Source organism: Chloroflexus islandicus, assembly GCF_001650695.1.
Taxonomy (GTDB): Bacteria; Chloroflexota; Chloroflexia; order Chloroflexales; family Chloroflexaceae; genus Chloroflexus; species Chloroflexus islandicus.
In genome coordinates, this window is sequence record NZ_LWQS01000070.1 from 16,543 (window position 1) to 35,601 (window position 19,059).

Here is a 19,059-nt window from a genome sequence, read left to right on the forward strand (position 1 = left end):
ATCATTGAATTGTTAAGCGAGTGTTAAATGCAGGTGAACGTTCGGCGGGAAACGAAGGTTATGGACGCAATGCCAACGGGATATAGACGTGTGAGACAAGCGCCGCGACCCGCACCTGCGCCGTGCCGACGACGCTCCCCGGGCCGCTCAGACTGATGGTGAGCAGACCAACATCGGCGACATCAGCCGGCGTGAGCGAGACACGCAAGGTTTGGCTATTGATGAAGACCGTGGTACGAGACTAGCCGTTCACTAAGGCTTGGGTCGCCGCAGTGAAATCAATCCCGTAGAGCAGCAGCGCCGGCGACGGTTGGTTGCGCGCTACCATGGGCGGCGTAGCGACCAACGACACTTGCAATTCAAAGGCCCCCAGATCGCAGGCATTGAGTTGCGGGCGAGCGACGCCGCGTTGATCGGTGGCCGGACAGGCAGCGCCGGCATCGCGGGCCGGGCTATCGGCGGGGATCGCCATCGTCAGGGTTGGCCCGCCGTTGTTGGCCAGCGCGCGCAGCATGGGATCGCGAAACTGCGGGTCATTGGTTTGGTTAGGCGCGCTCTTGCCAGCAAAACAGGTGACATCATTCCAAAAATTCGCGCCGGTCAAGCGCGGCGGGTACTGCAAACTACGGCCATCGTGGGTCAGCTCGCGCGAACAGTGTTGCTGAATATTCCAGCCATTGCCGCCATTGCCGGCAGTATTAGAAGCAAAAAGGCTATTGCTGACGCTACCATTGCCAGAGTGGCTGATCGCGCCACCCACCCAACCAGCATAATTGTTGGCAAAGGTGCTGGTTTCAATCGTGAACGGCGCTGGCTGGTTGTTGAGGACGTAGAGCGCGCCGCCGTTCGCATTAAAACCATCGCCCTCCGCTCGATTCGCGACAAAGGTGGAATTGACGATCCGCAGCGCCACTTGCTGGGGAAACGCCACCGCGCCGCCAGAGCCATCTTCCCGCGAATTGCCATCAGCCCCCGGCGTGCGGCGGGCGCGGTTGGCGTGAAACAGGCTGCCGCTAATCAACACGCTGGGGTTGCCGGTGCCGGGGCCAATGCTTGATCCGCCGCCGCCGATCGCACCGCCTTGGCCGCGACTGCCACCGATCACCGCGTTGTTGAGAAATGAGCTATCAATCACCTCAAGGCCGCTGCTGTCTTCGTACATATTGGCGTGAATCGCGCCGCCGGAATTGTAGGTCTGGTTGTCTTGAAACAAGCAGCGCACCACCCGCAAACGGCGGTTGGCACCGCCCAACCCATCTGCCGAAATTGCGCCGCCAAAGCTATCTTGCGGACGGGCGCCGATGGCGGTGTTACCCACAAAGACGGTATCCTCCACCAACAAACTGCTCTGCAACAGGTGGATTGCACCGCCGGCGCCATTGTTGGCGTGATTGCTTTCAAACCGGCTGTTGGTGACAATCACGGCCCCGCCGCGACTGTAGATCGCGCCGCCGCCGTAATCGTAGGCATCGCGGCCCGCCGGCACCGCAGTGAGCGTCGTTTGATTATCGCGGAAGGTCACGCGATCGATCACCAATGTCGGGGTAAAGGCAGGGTTCGCCGCCGCGAAATAGCTCCGGATCGCGCCGCCGCTGCCATTAACCGCCGACGCATCGGTGCCGCCGCCGCTGGCCCTGCCGCCAATGATCGTCAGGTTCCGCAGTTCGAGCCGGCTGGCGCCGATCAGACCGGTGGTGTAATGGTCAATCAACCGGCTATTATTGCCTTGCAAGGTGATCCGTCCGCCGCCATCGATGATCGTCTGCGGCGCGGTGATGATCAACGGAGCAGCGAGCGTAATGGTGTGCGGATTGGGCCCGCAATTGAAGCTAATCTCGCCGCCGCCGGCAACTGCTGTCGCCAACGCTGCGGCGGTGCAACTAGCCGGCGTGCCATTGCCCACCACGTTGGCTTGGGCGCGCGCCGGCGACGCCGGCCAGCCAGTGAATGCCAATATGGCGATCCACACCCAAAGAATCGACCAGAACCGCTGGGCAGTAATGCGAGCAACAACCCGGTTCAGGATGGTCTGCATAGCCGGCCTTTCTGAGCGGAGCTGCTTGGTTAGCGCGGCAGAGGGGCATCACCGCCCGACACCCCTCTGCATCAAAGACGCACCCGGTCTACCCCATCAATGCCTCGCGCAATGCGCCAAGCGGCAACCCGGCCAACGCCTCTTCATCGCTACCGGCCAGACTCGACCAGAGCACAATTGCATCGGGATCGAGCCGGTAACGGGCGTCGAGCTGGCGCAGCAGCCAGCGCAAGGCGCGTACCTGCGCATCGGTATCGCCGGCGTCGCGCGTCGCTGGCCATCCCGCCGGACGCTCAAGGGCAATGCCGACACTGATCCGGTTGAGATTGTAGCGAGTGCCGCCGCTAGTGGCAAACCCGGCATGCCATGCCGCCTTGGCTTCATCAACGAGCCGGTAGATGCGGCCATCGAGGCCGATCAGGTAATGGGTGGCAAAACGGGCATTGAAATCGGTCATTGCGGCGATCGTCGCCTCGGCCGGGCCGGGAATCGCGTGCAGCACCACCATACTTACCGGCTCGCCGCCACGTTCGCCAAAGGCCATTGCCGGCGGCGCAACCTGCGTGATACTGAACCCGCCATCGGACGGCGGCACGATCTCGGCGCTGCGCACGGCTAACACCGGCGCCGGCATCGCCGCGCCGAGCACCGGCATCCCGTGTTGGCGAGCCAAATCGCTCAGGCGCTTCACCTCGCTCCACTTCGGCACCACATTGTAGAGCACGTCGAGCGCAAACGGCTGCAAGGCGTAGGTTGTCTTTTCGAGCGTGATTTGATAGCTATTGGCCAATGGCACACCGATCGCCCACTGGCGGGCCAGTTGGTGGAAGGCCCAATCGGGGCGATAGGTGGTTCCGGCCTGTTTGTACGTCTCGGTAAGCAACGCATCGCGCAAACGCACCGTGGCCGGATCGGTCGCGGCGCCGATCTGGCTCAACTGGCGGACATCTTGCCAATTGGGCACCAGATTGTAGAGGGTGTCAACTGCAAACGCCTGATACGCATACTGTTTGCCGTCAACTGTAATTTGGGCGCTCTTGCCGACCGGCGGCCCCAACTTACGGGCCACGGCGTACTGGTGGAAGGCCCAATCAGGCCGGAAGGGCGAACCGCCGGCTTGATAGGTTGCATCGAGCAAAGCGCGGCCCAAGCCGCTGGGAGGAATACTGCCGCCAAGCAAATCGCTTAGCGTCTTGACATCACCCCAATTCGGCACCTCGCAATAAAGTGTATCGCGTGCAAAGGGCTGGTAATTGTAGACCTTGCCGTCAACTGTGATCCGCGCACTCGGCCCCATCGGCATGCCCAACTTATGCTCAAGCGCGTACTGGTGGAAGGCCCAATCGGCATTGTAGCCTTGGCCATTTGTCTTCTGTTTGTAACCCTCCTCCAACAAGGTCTCGATCAACAGTTCATCATCAGGCGTCGGCGTGCCAATCGGGCCGGGAGGCGGCGCCGGCGGCGGCGCGGCGTTATTCAGATAGGCTTCGACTTGCGACCAGACCCATTCTTTGGTGACGGCCCAGCCGGGGCAGCTCTTCTGATTGGTGTAGTCGCGGTGGAACGAGATGAGCTGGCGGGGCGGAATCTTGAGCCGGCGCGAGAGTTCGCCCATCACAGCGACCGAATGCTCCCAGACTTTCCCTGACGGCAACACCTTATCGAAATAACCAACCATCTCCAAGCCGATCGAATACCAACCCTGCGCCAGCGAGCCATTGCCGGTGCCGGCGTGAATACCGATCTGCGACATCGGCGTCGCCAGCCAGATTCCATCAGGGCCGGTAAAGATATGCGGCCCGGCCGTCCAACCTTTGCCAGCATAAAACTTCTGAATCCCGCGCATGGTGGTCAACCCGCGCCACGTCGTCTCATCAGGGCGATAGGTGTGGTGCAGCACCAACCGGCTGGGCGCTAGGCGACCGAAATCGTACTTGGCCACATACTCGCGCCACTCAGCGATGGTCAACATCCGGTTGATAAAGGGCGGCGAGCCTTCGGTGGGAAAATCGGGCATAACCAAGCTCCTTCCGGCGCTAATCGGCCGCAGCGGCCAATCGCCGCGACCGGATGATCGATGCTGCGACCGCGACCAGCAACGTGACCACAATCACCGCGAGCGAGACGGTGGTGGGAATGTGCAACCCATGGCCGCCGAGAAACCAACCGGTAACCAACGGGGTGAGCATCTTTACCCCAATGAATGACAAGATAATCGCCAGCCCGAAGCGAAGGTAATAAAACGCGCGCATAAAGCTCGCCAGCAGGAAATAGAGCGAGCGCAGGCCGAGGATCGCGCAGATATTCGAGGTGTAGACAATAAACGGATCGTGGGTGATGCCGAAGATAGCGGGAATCGAGTCAACCGCAAACAGCAAATCGGTACTCTCCACAATCACCAGCACCAGCAAGAGCGGGGTTGCGCTGAATCGGCCCTCTTCACGCACGAAGAACCGGTCGCCGCGCAGATCGGCAGTTACCGGCAAGAACCGGCGCACCAAGCGGGCCAATGGGTTCTGCTGCGGATCGACGTCGGGATCATCGTCTTGAAAGAAGAGCTTCACACCGGTCACGAACAGAAATGCACCGAAGACATAGAGAATCCACTGAAACCGTTCAATCAATGCCGCGCCGAGCAAAATCATCGAGCCGCGCATCAACAACGCACCCAGAATGCCCCAGAAGAGCACACGATGCTGGTACTGCGGCGGCACGCGAAAGTAGCCGAACAGCAATACAAACACAAAGATATTATCAACACTCAGCGAATATTCGACCAAATATGCGGTGAGGAAGTTCAGCGCATCTTCAGGGCCGCGCCAGAGCCAGATCAGGCCATTGAACGCCATCGAAAGTGAAATCCACACCAACGTCCAGATCCCGGCTTCACGCGCCGACACCCGGTGCGAACGGCGATGGAACACCCCCAAATCAAGGGCTAATACGAAGAAGACAACTGCATGGAAGGCAATCCATGCCCAAATTGTGGGTTCCACAATTGCTCCTTGGTTGTACTACGATGGCGGGACGCACAGCCGTGCGTCCCTACAGCAGGGTTACACATCGATGCGGTCGTCTTCGACGATCCGCTGTGGGAACCGCACCTGCGCCCGCATCCAACCGGCGGCTTCGTCACGGATCAAATTGAATGACCCATCCAGATCACTCTTGACCAGTGTTTCGATAATTTGCAGGCCCAACCCGCTGCTCGGTCGGGGCGGCGGCGGCGGATGGCGCGGGCCGTCATCGCGCACTTCCATGAATATTTGCCCTTGCTCAAGCACCGCTTCCACCTCGATCCGGCCGCCTTCGGCAGCAAGTCCGTGCGTCAACGCATTATCAATCAACTCGTTAATGACTAACGCCAATATGGTCGCATCGCGTGAGCCAATCCGCACCTCATCGCCAAGGATGGCAAACTCAACCCGAACATCAGACTCGATCAGCGGGGTCTGGACGTTCTCGATCACTTGCCGGGCAACGGCGCCGACCGTCGTCACGCCGATATCATCACGCGACAGCAAATTGTGAATGGCGGCAATGGCTTGAATGCGGGCAGCGCTCTCACGCAACGCTTTCGCGCCGGGACTGGCGGGGTCAAGCCGGCGCAACTGCATCGACAACAGTGCGGCGATCGTTTGCAGATTATTGCGCACGCGGTGGTGCATCTCTTTGAGCAGGGCCGACTTGACGCGCAACGCGCGCAGGCTCTCTTCGTAAAGCCGGGCATTTTCGATGGCAATCGCCGCTTCGTCAGCAAAAGTATTGAGCAAGCGCACCTGCTCGTAATCGAACAAGTGCGGTTCGCTGCGGTAGAGGCAGATGCCGCCGATCGTGCGGCCACGGGCGCGCAACGGCATGCAGAAGAGCGAATGGAAGTTCTCGCGGCGAGCCACCTCCGGCAACTGCGGAAAGCGCGCATCTTGATAGGCGTTCATCACAGCCAGCGGACGGCCATCACGCACGGTCTGAATAATCAGGTCGCGCACGCCGTCACCCTCGCCGCCATAACTGGCCACCAGCTTCAGATTGCCATCCTCGCCAACTTGAAAGATGGTCGCCCGATCGACCTTCGACAAATCGACCGCCTTTTCAGCGATCAGATTCAGCACATCGTGCAAACCGATCTGTTCGGCGATCGATTTTGAGACCTGTTGGAGCGTGGTCAACTCACGCAATTTCTGATGCAGACGTTCATCGGTCTGCTGATAGAGCTGGGCATTGGCGATAAAGAAGGCCAATTCGCCGGCAGCCATCTCGACAAACGAAATCTCTTCTTGGGTAAAATCGCGTGGCGCGATCGTCTGCACCGTAATCACGCCTTGCAGTTTATCGGCGCTAAACTGAAACCGTTCAGCCGAGAAAAGCACGATCGGCACCGCCAGCATCGAGCGAAAAATCTCTTCGCCGAGTTGCGGCTCGCGGTGGTAGCGCGGATCTTTGTAGACATCGCTCACCGAGACCGGATAACCGAGTTGGGCCGCCCAACCGGTCACGCCTTCGCCCAAGCGGGCCACCACCTGCCCGACCGCTGCCCGGTTGAGGCCATGGGTCGCGCGCAAGACCAGATCATCACGGTGCTTGTCGTAGAGGTAGATCGAACAGACCTCGACGTTCATCACGTGCGCCACCGTCTCAACCACCGTTTGCAGTGAGGTATCAAGGTCGAGGGTCGAATTGGCGGCGGAAATAATCCGGTGGAGACCATCGAGCTGGTCGGCGCGTTCGACCAGCCGCGCCTCCCATTCGCGGGTACGCTGCTCTTCTTGGGCGGCGCCAAAGGCGAGCAACAATTCGCTGACCACCACCCCTTGCGACATCGGCAAGCGGGCAGCCAGATGCAACCCCAGCTCGGTCAACACCTCGGCCAAACCGCCGCAGGCATGCCACTCGGTACCGATCTGCCGCAACAAGCTTAAGCGCATCGCCGGATCAGACTGGTGTTCCAGCGCATCGATCAGCATACCGATCGATGGAATTGTCTCGCGCAACGCGCCGATCAGATCAGGCGGTTGCGATGTCAGCACCTCATACATAGGCAAGCTGGTTGCGCTCATAGGCCACCCTCAACGAATGTTTGGGTCAATTATACCCCGTCGCGCAAGGTTGATCAGCGCCAGCGCGTGAGAATCTTCTCGCGCTGAAAGGCTTGGGTTGCTAGCCACAGCAAACCAACTGCAACCAATGCCAACACCAGCGAGAAGAGCAGCGCAACTGCCGGATCAAGCACAAATAGTCCCAGCATCTGGCCGAAGAAGAGCAACATCACCGGCACAATCAGCACGCCGGCGATCTGCTGCGCGCTGCGCGGATCGTTCACCCGCGCCGAGACCATCACCGTCAGCGCAACGGCAATGAGGGCCAGCAGCGGGCTCGCCAACAGCAACATGACGATCCACCCCGGATGCAACACCAACCCCGGCACCACTGGATCGATGGCGACGAAGCCTAACCCGGCGGCAAAGAGCAGTGCGCACAGCCATGTCAAGGCGATACCGGGAATAATCGCCGCCAACACCTTGCCCAACAACAAATCGCCGACCGAAATCGGCGCCGCCAGCAGCGGCTCAAGCGTGCGGCGATTCTTCTCGCCGACGATGCTGTACGACGCGAGCACATTGGGAATCACCATCGGCAACAATAAAAAGAGGGTGGAAAACTGGCGGCCAAAGATCACTTGGGCCAAGGCTTCGAGACCGAGACCGGCCAGCGCCGGATCGATCGCCGCAGCCGGGATCTCGGCCGTATCAGGATCGCTGACCAGCCCCATCGCGAAGATTAAGCCGAGGGCAAAGAGCGGCAAGATCAGCGGCGGCACAAAGGTGCTGAGCAGCAAACCGCGCGAACGGCGCAGCTCCAGCCACTCTTTGCGAATCAAGACGGTGATGCGATCCCAATGGAGCATACGGATTCTCGCTCTCTTTGTATTGCGCCATCCTATAGAGTGCGGCAGTTTGACTGCCGCATGCCACCCGTGCAAGAAACCACCCTCGAATTCCGTGACCCGGTGAGCACAGTTTCGCCGGGTTTGACTGCCGCATGCCACACGTACAAGCGACCACCTGATACGCCCAACGTTCAGCTTGCGCTGTCTACCGTGACCGCTTCTTGCATCAGCTCGAGATAGACCGTCTCAAGCGAAGGGGTAAACGGTTCGAGATAGCAGACATCGGCCCCGGCAGCGACCAACGCTCGCACCAGCGCCGGATTATGCTGGTCAGGATTGGCGAGCCGCACCAACAACACTCGCTCCTCGGCGTCCACACCGGACACAAACGGCAACTGCTGCACCAATGGCGCCAGCGGCGCCGCAGGGCCGGCCAGCACGACCCGCACGCTCTGGCCGAACAGGCGAGCGCGGAGGTTGGCCGGCGTATCGAGCGAGATCAAACGGGTACGGAAGACGCCGATCAGATCGCACAGCTCATCAGCCTCGGCCAGATTATGGGTAGTGAGAAAGATCGTACGCCCGCCGGCGCGCAGCGTCTTAATCACATCGCGCACCGCCCGCGCCGCAGCCGGATCGAGGCCGGCGGTCGGCTCATCAAGAAAGACCACCGCCGGATCGTGGAGCAAGGCCCGCGCGATCGCCAACTTCTGGCGCATGCCTTTAGAAAAACCGCCAACCGGATCGTTGCGCCGTTCCCACAATTCAAACAGCCGCAGATAATGGGCAGCGCGCTCAGCGGCTTGCGTCGCCGAGAGACCGTAGAGCCGGGCGAAAAAGGTCAGATTTTCGAGCGCGCTGAGAGTATCGTACAAGCCGGGAGTTTCGGTCAAGATACCGGTCACGGCCCGCACCGCGGCGGCTTGGGTTTGCACATCAAACCCAGCCACCCGGGCAGTACCGCTCGATGGCGCAATCAAGGCGCACAACATGCGCACCGTCGTCGTCTTACCGGCGCCGTTGGGGCCAAGAAACCCAAAGATCGTCCCCGCTGGAATCGCCAGATCGAGATCGGCAACCGCCACTAGACGATCAAAGTGGCGGGTGAGACGGTGGCATTCGATGGCATTCATAGCATTCTCGTGATCAGATCGCGGAAGTGGCTGGCGGGGCAGCCAACAGGTGCATAGGATTGCAGGCTGTGTTTATCGACGCTGAAAAATATTATGACAAGTTAAACCTACAGGTAAGGCGCGTTCCTTACGAAGTGCGTTAGCGCTGGTTGATCCATTACTGGTAGCAATCTCGTTAGAGGATTGCTGCGGGCCTGACGTACCCGCGCCATGACATAGTACCACGAGCGCGGAAGTGATGAATAAGCAAATCGGTTCCGCTGAAGCGGGAGATTGCTGCGGTCGGGCGGCCCCGCTCTGCGCTGGGGCCGCCGCTCCCTCGCAATGACAAGAAGGTATGGCCCCCACCCCCGGCCCCTCTCTCGCTGGGGATGATCTGCCCCCACCCCTTGCCCCTCCCCCGCTGGGGGAGGGGTGGATCGCTCCCGCTCCCTCCGGGGAAGGGCGAGGGTGGGGCTACCCCCAATCCAACGTTCGCGACGCACATCACAAAGTATCTCGTGCAAAGCTTCCTGAGTTCTCTATAATAGCAATAGCGAGGTTGGATATGTGACATCGATTTCGCGCAATCCGGCTCGCAATGACAAGAGAAAAGCGGGAGCTGGTTCACCCTCACCCCCGGCCCCTCTCCCGCTGGCGCGGGAGAGGGGCGCTCCTGCGTTCCGCGAGAACAGGGTCGGTGCCGCCCACCCAGCGGCTCCCCTGCGCCCGCCGTCAGGTGGGAGCAGGGGCGGTGGGATGAGGGCCATCTACCCGCGCAGCGGCTCTTCTCGCTGAAGTGGGAGATTGCTTCGGTCGGGCGGCCCCGCGCTGCGCTGGGGCCGCCGCTCCCTCGCAATGACAGATGGGGCGCACTCCTGCCACGAGAGCAGAAGCAGGAAACATCACGTCTTGCCATTTGGCTGTATATTTATAGATTGCACATCGCAAGCATAGCGAGACAACCAGACCCCACTCGCGACGCACATCACAAAGTATCTCGTGCAAAGATTCCTGAGTTCTCTATAATAGCGAGTGCAGGGGCAACTGTTTTATGATGGAGGGTGTATGGCGCGGCAAGATTTAGCCAGTCTGATCCGGAACATTCCCGATTTCCCGATCCCCGGCATTCAGTTCAAAGATATTACGACCCTGATCGGCAACGGGCCGGCGTTTAGCGAAGTGATCGACCGGTTGCACGAACGGTATCGCGACCAGCAGATTGACGCCGTCGTCGGCATCGAGTCGCGCGGGTTCATCTTTAGCGCGCCGCTGGCCTACCGGCTCGGCGTCGGGCTCGTGCCGATTCGCAAGCCGGGCAAACTACCGGCAGCGACCTACCAGATCGAATACCAACTGGAGTACGGGACAAACAAGTTAGAGATTCACCGCGACGCCTTCCAGCCGGGGGCGCGGGTGCTGGTGATTGATGATCTGCTGGCGACGGGCGGTACCATTGCGGCGGCGTGCGATTTGATCGGGATGGCCGGCGGGCAGGTAGCCGAATTAGCATTCGTGATTGAACTGACGTTCCTCAACGGGCGGGAGCGATTGCGCAATCATAACATCTTCTCGCTGATTCAATTTTAAGCGCCCTTGGCGCGAGAGCGCGGCGGCAGGCAAGGCGCTTGCCGCCGCGCTTTCAGCGCAACAGCTTGCGGTGATCTTGACATACGTGTTATACTAAACCCAAATCCCGGATGCAAGATGATCGTAGCGCTCCGTGACTCCTGCGCCGCTGGCGCTGCGACAATTTCCCCATCTTCACATTGCCAAGCAGGCATCGCGCTCATTACCGGCTCTCGTTGTATGCTGGTTCAATACACAACAAAGTAAGTTCGTTTCTGCATGCTTCATGAAGACCGCCTGATCCAACCGGCCAAAGGATCTGGCGCGTGTGAGTGAATTCAGTCTTGTTTCCCTTCATTCTTGCTGTTCCAAGGAGTACGTATCGTGATGACGGTGGCCGAACTAGAAAACAAAACCCTCGCGGATTTACGCGAGATGGCGCGTAAACTTGACATCTCAGGGGTTAGCGCCCTCAAAAAACGTGAATTAATCGACAAATTACTGCATGCCCAAACGATTGAACAAGCGGTTGATCCCGGCACTATTTACAGTGACGGCATCTTAGATATCATGCCGGAAGGTTTTGGCTTTTTGCGTGGCAATCGCATGCTCTCCAGTCCCGAAGATGTCTATGTGTCGCAATCACAGATTCGCCGGTTTGCCTTGCGCAGCGGCGACCGGATCTGGGGGCAGATTCGCCCGCCGAAAGAGAGCGAGCGGTATTATTCGCTCTTACGGGTTGAAAAGATTAACGACCTCGACCCCGAAACAGCGCGCAACCGGCCCTTCTTCGATCAACTGACCCCGATCTTTCCTAACGAACAGATCAAGTTAGAGACTGAGCCAAACCTCTTGCATACGCGGCTGGTCGATCTGATTGCCCCGATCGGGCGCGGACAACGGGGCTTGATCGTCTCGCCGCCCAAAGCCGGCAAGACGATGCTGCTCAAAGCGATCGCCAATGGCATCACCACCAACTACCCGGACATTCACTTGATGGTGCTGCTGATTGGCGAACGGCCTGAAGAGGTGACTGATATGCGCCGTTCGGTGCGCGGCGAGGTCATCTCTTCGACTTTTGACGAGCCGGTCGAAAATCACACCAAAGTCGCTGAGATGACGCTCGAACGGGCGAAACGGCTGGTTGAGATCGGGCATGATGTGGTGATCCTGATGGACTCGATCACCCGATTGGCCCGCGCCTACAACGTCGCTATGCCGCCGAGCGGGCGCACCCTCTCAGGCGGGATCGATCCGGTGGCGCTCTACCCGCCCAAACGATTCTTTGGCGCGGCGCGCAATATCGAAAACGGCGGTTCGCTGACGATTATCGCCACCTGTTTGATCGATACCGGCTCGCGCATGGATGATGTGATTTACGAGGAATTTAAAGGCACCGGCAATATGGAGCTGCACCTCGATCGCAAATTGGCTGAAAAGCGCATCTTCCCTGCGATCGATATTCAACGTTCGGGCACTCGCCGCGAGGATCTCCTGCTTAGTCCAGAGACGCTCCGCCAAGTGTGGACGCTGCGCCGCATGGTGAGCATGCTCGGCGACAATGAGGGCACCGAGCTGATGCTGACCCGGATGGCGAAGACCAAATCGAACGCCGAATTCTTGCAAACCTTGAGCAAGAGCTGAAACATTTACGAGGCGTGGCGCGTACATTGTTGCGTCTGATATCGAACCCGCCGCAGTCGTAGGAGGTCGCGGTATGAATTGTCCGCAATGTGGCTCACCTGTTGCTCCCGGAACACGTTTTTGCACAAATTGCGGGTATCGGCTGGCGCCAGCTACGCCAACTCCGCCGCCAATGCCACCCACCCCACCCTCGCTGATCCCGCCGTCAGGTGATGCTGCGAGTATGGCCGATGTGTACGACAACCGTCCCGGTGAACGGCTCGATCTGCCCGAACCGCCAGTCGCTGGCGCCGGGGTTGGCGCCAGCGGTCTCCGCTTCAAGATTATCGGCACCACCATGCAGGCGGTCGTTCTAGAGGTGCCTGCCGGCCAGACTGTCTTTTCGGAACGCGGCGGCATGAGCTGGATTGAGTGCCAACGTCCAAATGCAGACCAATATGGAAGGCGGCTTGGGCGGGGCGTTTAAGCGGATGTTTTCAGGTGAGTCGATCTTTATGGTCAACTTCACGCCGCAAGGCGGGCCGGGGATCATTGGCTTCTCGGCTGAGCTGCCGGGCAAGATCATCCCGCTCAACCTTGGGCCGGGCCAATCGATGATCTGCCAAAAGGACGCCTTTATGTGCGCTGAGCGCAGCGTCTCGCTCGATATTCACTTTCGCCGCAAACTCGGCGCCGGTTTCTTCGGCGGCGAAGGCTTCATTATGCAAAAACTGACTGGGCCGGGGCTGGCGTTTGTCGAGCTTGACGGCGATATTATCGAGTATACGCTGGAAGCCAACCAGATGCTGAAGGTGGACACTGGTCACGTGGCGATGTACGAGCCGACCGTCCAGTTTGATGTTGAGATGGTGCGCGGCTTCAAGAACATCCTCTTCGGCGGTGAAGGGTTGTTCCTAACCACCTTGCGCGGGCCGGGGCGAGTCTGGCTGCAAACAATGCCGGCGATGAATTTGGCCAAGAAGCTTGCCCAATACATGCCGAGCACTGGCGGATCGAGCAGTTCGAGTGGGATCAACTTAGGCAGCTTGTTTACGAACTTTCTATCTGGCTAACGAAGTTGGGGTTGGCGACTAGTTCGAGTGGGATCAACTTAGGCAGCTTGTTTACGAACGACTAGGAGGGCCGAGCGACACGCTGGCTATCCGTGAAAAGATTGGGGGCAGAGCGTTGCTCTGCCCCTTTACGACTATCCATCGTAACCACCCGCAAGACACAAACAGCCCGCCGAGAGCGGGCTGTATGAGCATCTTCCCGGCTGGCTGAGCGAGCAAGGGCTAGACGAGGTTGACCAACTCGTTCGCCGTGCGCCGCATATCGAGGAACACCAGACCGAGCTTGGCCCGGCTTTGCGCCAGCGCAGTCAATACCGCTTCTTCACCGATAGCCATCAGGATGACGTACCCATCTTCACCACGCACAAAGACCTGATCGAGCTGCCCGCGCCGCAACTCGCTGGCGATCCGCTCACCGAGCGAGAGCATAGCGGCGCTCATCGCCGAGACGCGATCTTCTTCGACATCTGCCGGCAGCGCCGAAGCCATGATGAGGCCATCGACGCTCACTACGGCGGAGGCCTCAATATCGGGCGTGTTCATCGATAGGGCCTTTAGATGCCGCACCATCTCTTCGGTTCTGCTTGCCATTCATATCCTCCTTAGAGGCCGTCAGCCAGTTCGGGACAAAGACGAAACCGTGTGGGCCTTGACACTGACTAGTGCAGAACTACCTTTACGACGGCCTACACGTCGCTTATTCTACTACATCTTTGCAAGCACAGCAACTAGGTTTGCCGGCTTTTTGCCCATGGAGCGTTTGGTAGACCGTGAACGTTGCTGTCATTGTAAGGGGTTTTGCGCTGTTGGTCAACTCGGTTACGGTGGCGCAAACCGGCTGCGGAGAATTTCATCGGCGATGGTCACGGCCTGTTCCGGGGTGAGCAAGCCGCGCACCGCGCTAAGGTGCATATCGACCAGCGTCGTCCAGACCACTTCATTCGCGAGCCGGTCGGCAGGCATTGGCAAGCCTTGCTGAGCTTGGGCGCGAAACGCGCGGGCCGCCGCCAACTGCACCCGATCATCGAGGTCAGTGTCACTGAGCTGAAGGGCCAGTTGGGTGGGTTGGCGACCGGCAGCCAACAAGGCGCGCTGGCTACTGACCTCGATCATAAACCGCATAAACGCTTGCGCAGCAGCTTGTTCGGCCTGATCGGTTAAACGCGCATTGACCACGATCACATCGGCCTGCACATACGGTTGCGGCGGGCGATCGGTAGCGTTCAGCTTCGGCAGCGGCGTCACGCCAAGCTGGTCATTCCAGATCGCGCGATACTCGGCTTGGGCATGGGCCCAATCGATGGTCATAATCGCCTCACGCGCTTGCAAGACTCGATCGACGACCACGCCGTCGAGCGTCGCCAGCACACGCTCATCGCGGTAGAGTTCGCTCAACCACGCTAACCAACGCTCGGCGCCGGCCCGCCCGCCGTCACCTAACACCACAGCGCCATTCTCATCAAATACCCGGCCACCAAAGGCATATAGGTAGCCGATAGTTCGATCAAGGGCAAGATTGTAGGCAAACCCCCACACCGGCGGCACCCGCTCGCGATCGGTCAGCGCCCGTCCGGTCAGCAGTAGCTCTTCGACGCTACCCGGCGGTTGTAATACGTTGGCGCGGTTGTAGTACAAGGCCAACGTATCAAAACTGATCGGCAGGCCGAACAGCGTTGGCTGATCGCCGACGGTCACGCGAGCCGCTCCGGTGGCTGCGGGAATCAGGCTATTCAATTCGCTCGCCGATATCAGATCATCGAGCGGGCGCAGCGCACCCGCGCTCACGAGCATACCGAGGGTATGGCTCTGAACGATCACGAGATGCGGGCCGCCGCCTTCGTTCACTGCCGTGGCCACATCCATGGGCAGCGACACCGCCGGTCGCGCTTGGACAATAATCTGCCATTGCGGATGCGTCTGATTAAACTGATCAACGAGGGTCTGCAAGACACGGCCTTCCGCTGCCGGCCACGCATGCCAGAGGCGCAGTATGACGCGGTCGGATCGATTGAGCGGTGCGCTGGCCGGCGGCGCGGAACATGAGATAAATACTAGCAGCCAGAGCAGCAGCAAGCGGCGAAACAAAAACTGGCAACGCACATCATCCTCGCTGGGTCAGCCGGGCTGTTTCATTATAACAGGATGCGTGCGGGGATTGAGGATGGCGGCAAAGATACGCAACTAGCGCAACGATACAATGCAACGCTTATCAGCCTTGCGCCCGATTGACAGAATCATCAACACCCGCTACCCTAACAGTTCAGCCATCAACCAGAGGAGGTGTGATGATGCGCGTCGGGCTTGACTTTGGCACCACCAACTCAAGCGCTGCGGTCTACGATGGTCACAATCTGCGCTTGCTCGACCTCGACCCGGTGAATGCGCAACCGGCGATTCTGCGCTCGACGCTGTTTATCACCCGCGAGGGCGTGCCGTTCATTGGCCGCGAGGCGATTAACCGCTTTACCGAAGGCAATGTCGGGCGCGAGATCGAGTATGTGTGGAAATACATTGGCGACGCCGAACTGACCTTCGCCGAGAGCGGCACGGTGACGCAGGCGCTGTACGTTAAAGTTGACGCCAACGCGCCGGGCCGGCTGTTTCAGTCGCTCAAGAGCAGTCTGCGCGATCGCAGCTTTCAGAAAACCAACGTCTTTGGCGTCTATTACACGCTGGAAGAGCTGATTGCTCTCGTCTTGCGCATGATCGTCGAGCGGATCGAGCAGCAGCTCGGCCAGCCGGTCAGCCATCTGGTGATCGGGCGACCGGTGCATTACGCGACTGACCCGGCCAGCGATGCGCTCGCATTTCAACGCATGCAGGCAGCTTGCCGGCTCGCCGGCATTCGCTCGTTCAGCTTTCTGGAAGAGCCAACGGCGGCAGCGCTATCGTATGCCCGCACTAACCAGCGCGAGCAACGGGCGCTGGTGTTTGACTTTGGCGGCGGTACGCTCGACATCACGATTATGGAACTCGACGAGCGTGGACGGCCTACCTTCTTGGCGACCGACGGCGTACCGGTGGGTGGCGATCTGCTCGACCGCCGGATCGTGATGGGCCGGTTGCTGCGCCACTTCGGCGAAGGGGCAACACTGGGAGCACGCCGGTTGCCGTTTCCGAACCACGTACTCGAACACCTGAGCGAGTGGCAGGCGATTATTGACCTGACGCAGCCTAAATATCTGGCGATTATTGATGAAGCGGCAGCGATTAGCGACCGTCCGCGCGAATTGCAGGCGCTGCGCACGCTGGTGCGCAAGAACTACGGTCTGCCGATGTACGAGGCGGTGGAACGCACGAAAGTGGCGCTATCGCAAGCTGAACGAGCGACGTTCACGCTCGATATGGGTGAGATCACGGTGCGCGATGAGATCCCGCGCTGGGACTTCGAGCGGCTGATCGGCCCCGACGTGCGCGCGGTCGAGGCGTGCATTGATCGCGCCCTAAAGACAGCCGGATTGCGACCTGAGCAGATCGATGTTGTGCTGCGCACCGGCGGCAGTTCGCGCGTGCCGCGCTTCGTGCGGATGCTGAGCGAGAAGTTCGGCGCTGACAAGCTGCAAGAGATGGATGTCTTTACCAGTGTCGCGGCTGGGTTAGCGATTCAAGCGGGCAACGAATGGGACAACGAATGGGATAACGAATGGGACAACGAATGGGATAACGAATGAACGAATGGGAGGGTATTGATCGCGTAAAGTTGACCGGCGGTGTGGTTCGTCACTGGCCGGCAAGGTGCAGTAGCCGCACCGCCGGCTGGTTCGTCACTGGCCGGCAAGGCGTAGTAGCCGCACCGCCGGCTGGTTCGTCACTGGCCGGCAAGGCGCAATAGCCGCACCGCTGGGCAGCGCTAGAGGGCTTGCCCCTTATCGCTAGCCGTCCTGATGTACAATGCACATGAGGTTCGGTTATGCCATCGTTACACCCTCTGGATATATTAACCGCAGTGATAAATAAACCAGAAGGGTTACAGTATGGATGCCATCACTCCCAGCAATGCATCCGCCTACATGTTCCAATGGCCGTTTGGCGCCGCCGGTTTTGAAGAGATTGTCCGCTCGCCAGAGGTATTCGCCACCCATCTCAATGCATCGCTTGCCAGCAATCTCAACCACCGGCTTGCGAGTATGGGCATTGGCAACAGCAGCACCATGCTCGTGCAAGCGGTCGAATTGAATGCGAGCAAGGGTGCTTATACCGTAGTCTTTTCACCAGAAGGCCAGCGCTTACTGTCACTCGGCAAAGCTACCCTGATGGGCAACGGCCAGCGTCCAATTCTCGTCGATGTGCAGGGGCGGATCGTGGAAATGGGCCGGATTTCCCAGCATTCTGTGCGGGTGGTGGCAGCGCTGGCTACGGTGGCGGTGGCAGCGGCGCATATTATCGCTACCGGCGATCTCGTCCAGCGGATCGAACAGATCCGCCAAGGCGTGAACTGGCTCATCATGATGCGCCAGATCGATCAATGGGCCAAGGTTGAGCGCATCTTTTATGCGGCGCGTGAACTCTGCGCGCGACCGATCGATCAAACGGCGCGGATGGAACTGTGGCGGATGCGGCAAGAGCTGCGCGAGCTGCGCGCAGTGCTGCGCCGGGAATGGCAGGCCAAGCTTGAACAGATAAAGGTGGAACCGCTCTGGGTTGATCAATTGCCACCCGACCTCGTCGAGTGGGTCTTACAGAATCTGTTGATCCCGCAACAGTATAAAGAGGCGCTGCGTAATGGCGGCAAACTGCCCCCCGACGTCATTGAGTGGTTCTTACGGAATCCGTTGATCCGGATGATATATGATAACGCTCTTGCCCAAGAACAAAAGAAAGCAACCCAAGCGTTTGATCAGACGTTGGTCTACCCGTTGCTGATCGAACTGGGATGGCGGCTGGAGCATGTGCTGGCGATTGCCAGCCAGACCGAGCAGGAGTTTTGGAAGTCGATCAGCAATGAGGTGGATGAGGTTGCGAAGATTGTGCAAGCCATCGCCGAAAAAGGGCAGCGGGTCAAATTGCAGTATTGGCTCGTCAAGCCGTATACTGAGCTGGTTGAGCGTTATCGCCAGCTCAGTACGCTGAGCGCATTGTCGGCGTAGCGGCTGTTGGCCCGCACTCCTAGCCCCTCTCTCACGTGATGGGAGAGGGGTTGTTATTGTCTATGCGGCAGTGAAACTGCCGCACTCCAGCAGGAGCTTCCCCTCACCCCCGGCCCCGCTCCCGCTGGCGTTCAAGGACGAACAGAACACCCATCTAAAACCCGGCCCTAAAGGGCCGGGCTAGGGGTACGAAGCCCGCTGCGCGGGCTGCTTGCCCTCGCCCCCGGCCCCGCTCCCGCTGGCACGGGAGAGGGCGGACAGAACATCCGTCCAGAACCCGGCCCTAAAGGGCCGGGCTAGGGGTACGAAGCCCGCTGCGCGGGCTGCTTGCCCTCCCTCCCGGCCCCGCTCCCGCTGGCGTTCAAGGACGGACAGAACATCCGTCCAAAACCCGGCCCTAAAGGGCCGGGCTAGGGGTACGAAGCCCGCTGCGCGGGCTGCTTGCCCTCCCTCCCGGCCCCGCTCCCGCTGGCGTTCAAGGACGGACAGAACATCCGTCCAAAACCCGGCCCTAAAGGGCCGGGCTAGGGGTACGAAGCCCGCTGCGCGGGCTGCTTGCCCTCCCTCCCGGCCCCGCTCCCACTGGCGTTCAAGGACGGACAGAACATCCGTCCAAAACCGGCCCTAAAGGGCCGGGCTAGGGGTACGAAGCCCGCTGCGCGGGCTGCTTGCC

General features: G+C 59.8%; 14 protein-coding genes and 1 pseudogene. 6 read left to right on the forward strand and 9 right to left on the reverse strand.

All coding sequences use genetic code 11. The features are described 5' to 3' along the window. Positions 1-58: 58 nt before the first annotated feature. The 7 genes from A6A03_RS20900 to A6A03_RS13975 form a co-directional block, all read right to left on the reverse strand. Positions 59-208, reverse strand: a complete 150-nt coding sequence (locus A6A03_RS20900; RefSeq protein ID WP_245668992.1) for a hypothetical protein — start codon at positions 206-208, stop codon at positions 59-61. 33 nt (positions 209-241) lie between these two features. Next, positions 242-2,035 (reverse strand): choice-of-anchor Q domain-containing protein, encoded by a 1,794-nt coding sequence (locus A6A03_RS13950; RefSeq protein ID WP_245668993.1) that lies wholly within the window; start codon positions 2,033-2,035, stop codon positions 242-244. 88 nt (positions 2,036-2,123) lie between these two features. Further along, the gene (locus A6A03_RS13955) at positions 2,124-4,052 is read right to left on the reverse strand and encodes a peptidoglycan recognition protein family protein (protein WP_066789552.1); all 1,929 of its coding nucleotides are present in this window, start codon (positions 4,050-4,052) and stop codon (positions 2,124-2,126) included. A gap of 19 nt (positions 4,053-4,071) precedes the next feature. Continuing rightward, positions 4,072-5,031, reverse strand: a complete 960-nt coding sequence (locus tag A6A03_RS13960) for a TerC family protein (RefSeq protein WP_066789554.1) — start codon at positions 5,029-5,031, stop codon at positions 4,072-4,074. Between the two features lie 60 nt (positions 5,032-5,091). Next, positions 5,092-7,092: a GAF domain-containing protein gene (locus A6A03_RS13965; RefSeq protein WP_082908976.1), complete on the reverse strand. Its 2,001-nt coding sequence runs from the start codon at positions 7,090-7,092 to the stop codon at positions 5,092-5,094. Positions 7,093-7,145: 53 nt separating this feature from the next. Continuing rightward, positions 7,146-7,940, reverse strand: a complete 795-nt coding sequence (locus A6A03_RS13970) for an ABC transporter permease subunit (RefSeq protein ID WP_066789555.1) — start codon at positions 7,938-7,940, stop codon at positions 7,146-7,148. Positions 7,941-8,113: 173 nt separating this feature from the next. Continuing rightward, a complete protein-coding gene (locus tag A6A03_RS13975; protein WP_066789557.1) occupies positions 8,114-9,055 on the reverse strand; it encodes an ABC transporter ATP-binding protein in 942 nt (313 codons plus the stop codon). A 1,047-nt stretch (positions 9,056-10,102) separates the two neighbouring features. Here A6A03_RS13975 and A6A03_RS13980 point away from each other — a divergent pair. From A6A03_RS13980 to A6A03_RS13990, 3 genes and pseudogenes are all read left to right on the forward strand, one after another. After that, positions 10,103-10,624, forward strand: a complete 522-nt coding sequence (locus A6A03_RS13980; protein ID WP_066789559.1) for an adenine phosphoribosyltransferase — start codon at positions 10,103-10,105, stop codon at positions 10,622-10,624. 366 nt (positions 10,625-10,990) lie between these two features. After that, positions 10,991-12,247, forward strand: a complete 1,257-nt coding sequence (rho, locus tag A6A03_RS13985) for a transcription termination factor Rho (protein ID WP_066789560.1) — start codon at positions 10,991-10,993, stop codon at positions 12,245-12,247. Positions 12,248-12,320: 73 nt separating this feature from the next. Continuing rightward, positions 12,321-13,299: pseudogene (locus A6A03_RS13990) on the forward strand (TIGR00266 family protein). Between the two features lie 222 nt (positions 13,300-13,521). Here the strand turns inward: A6A03_RS13990 and A6A03_RS13995 are convergent. Then, positions 13,522-13,890, reverse strand: coding sequence for a roadblock/LC7 domain-containing protein (locus A6A03_RS13995; protein WP_012256185.1), 369 nt, complete (start codon positions 13,888-13,890; stop codon positions 13,522-13,524). A 228-nt stretch (positions 13,891-14,118) separates the two neighbouring features. Beyond that, positions 14,119-15,399, reverse strand: a complete 1,281-nt coding sequence (locus A6A03_RS14000; RefSeq protein ID WP_066789562.1) for a sugar ABC transporter substrate-binding protein — start codon at positions 15,397-15,399, stop codon at positions 14,119-14,121. Between the two features lie 185 nt (positions 15,400-15,584). Here A6A03_RS14000 and A6A03_RS14005 point away from each other — a divergent pair, with 185 nt between their 5' ends. The 3 genes from A6A03_RS14005 (at position 15,585) to A6A03_RS14010 (ending at position 18,386) form a co-directional block, all read left to right on the forward strand. After that, positions 15,585-16,970 (forward strand): Hsp70 family protein, encoded by a 1,386-nt coding sequence (locus tag A6A03_RS14005; protein WP_245668994.1) that lies wholly within the window; start codon positions 15,585-15,587, stop codon positions 16,968-16,970. Then, a complete protein-coding gene (locus A6A03_RS20430) occupies positions 16,967-17,131 on the forward strand; it encodes a hypothetical protein (protein WP_156525348.1) in 165 nt (54 codons plus the stop codon). Before A6A03_RS14005 ends, A6A03_RS20430 begins: the two co-directional genes overlap by 4 nt. Before the next feature lie 142 nt (positions 17,132-17,273). Continuing rightward, positions 17,274-18,386 (forward strand): hypothetical protein, encoded by a 1,113-nt coding sequence (locus A6A03_RS14010; protein WP_066789564.1) that lies wholly within the window; start codon positions 17,274-17,276, stop codon positions 18,384-18,386. Positions 18,387-19,059 lie beyond the last annotated feature (673 nt).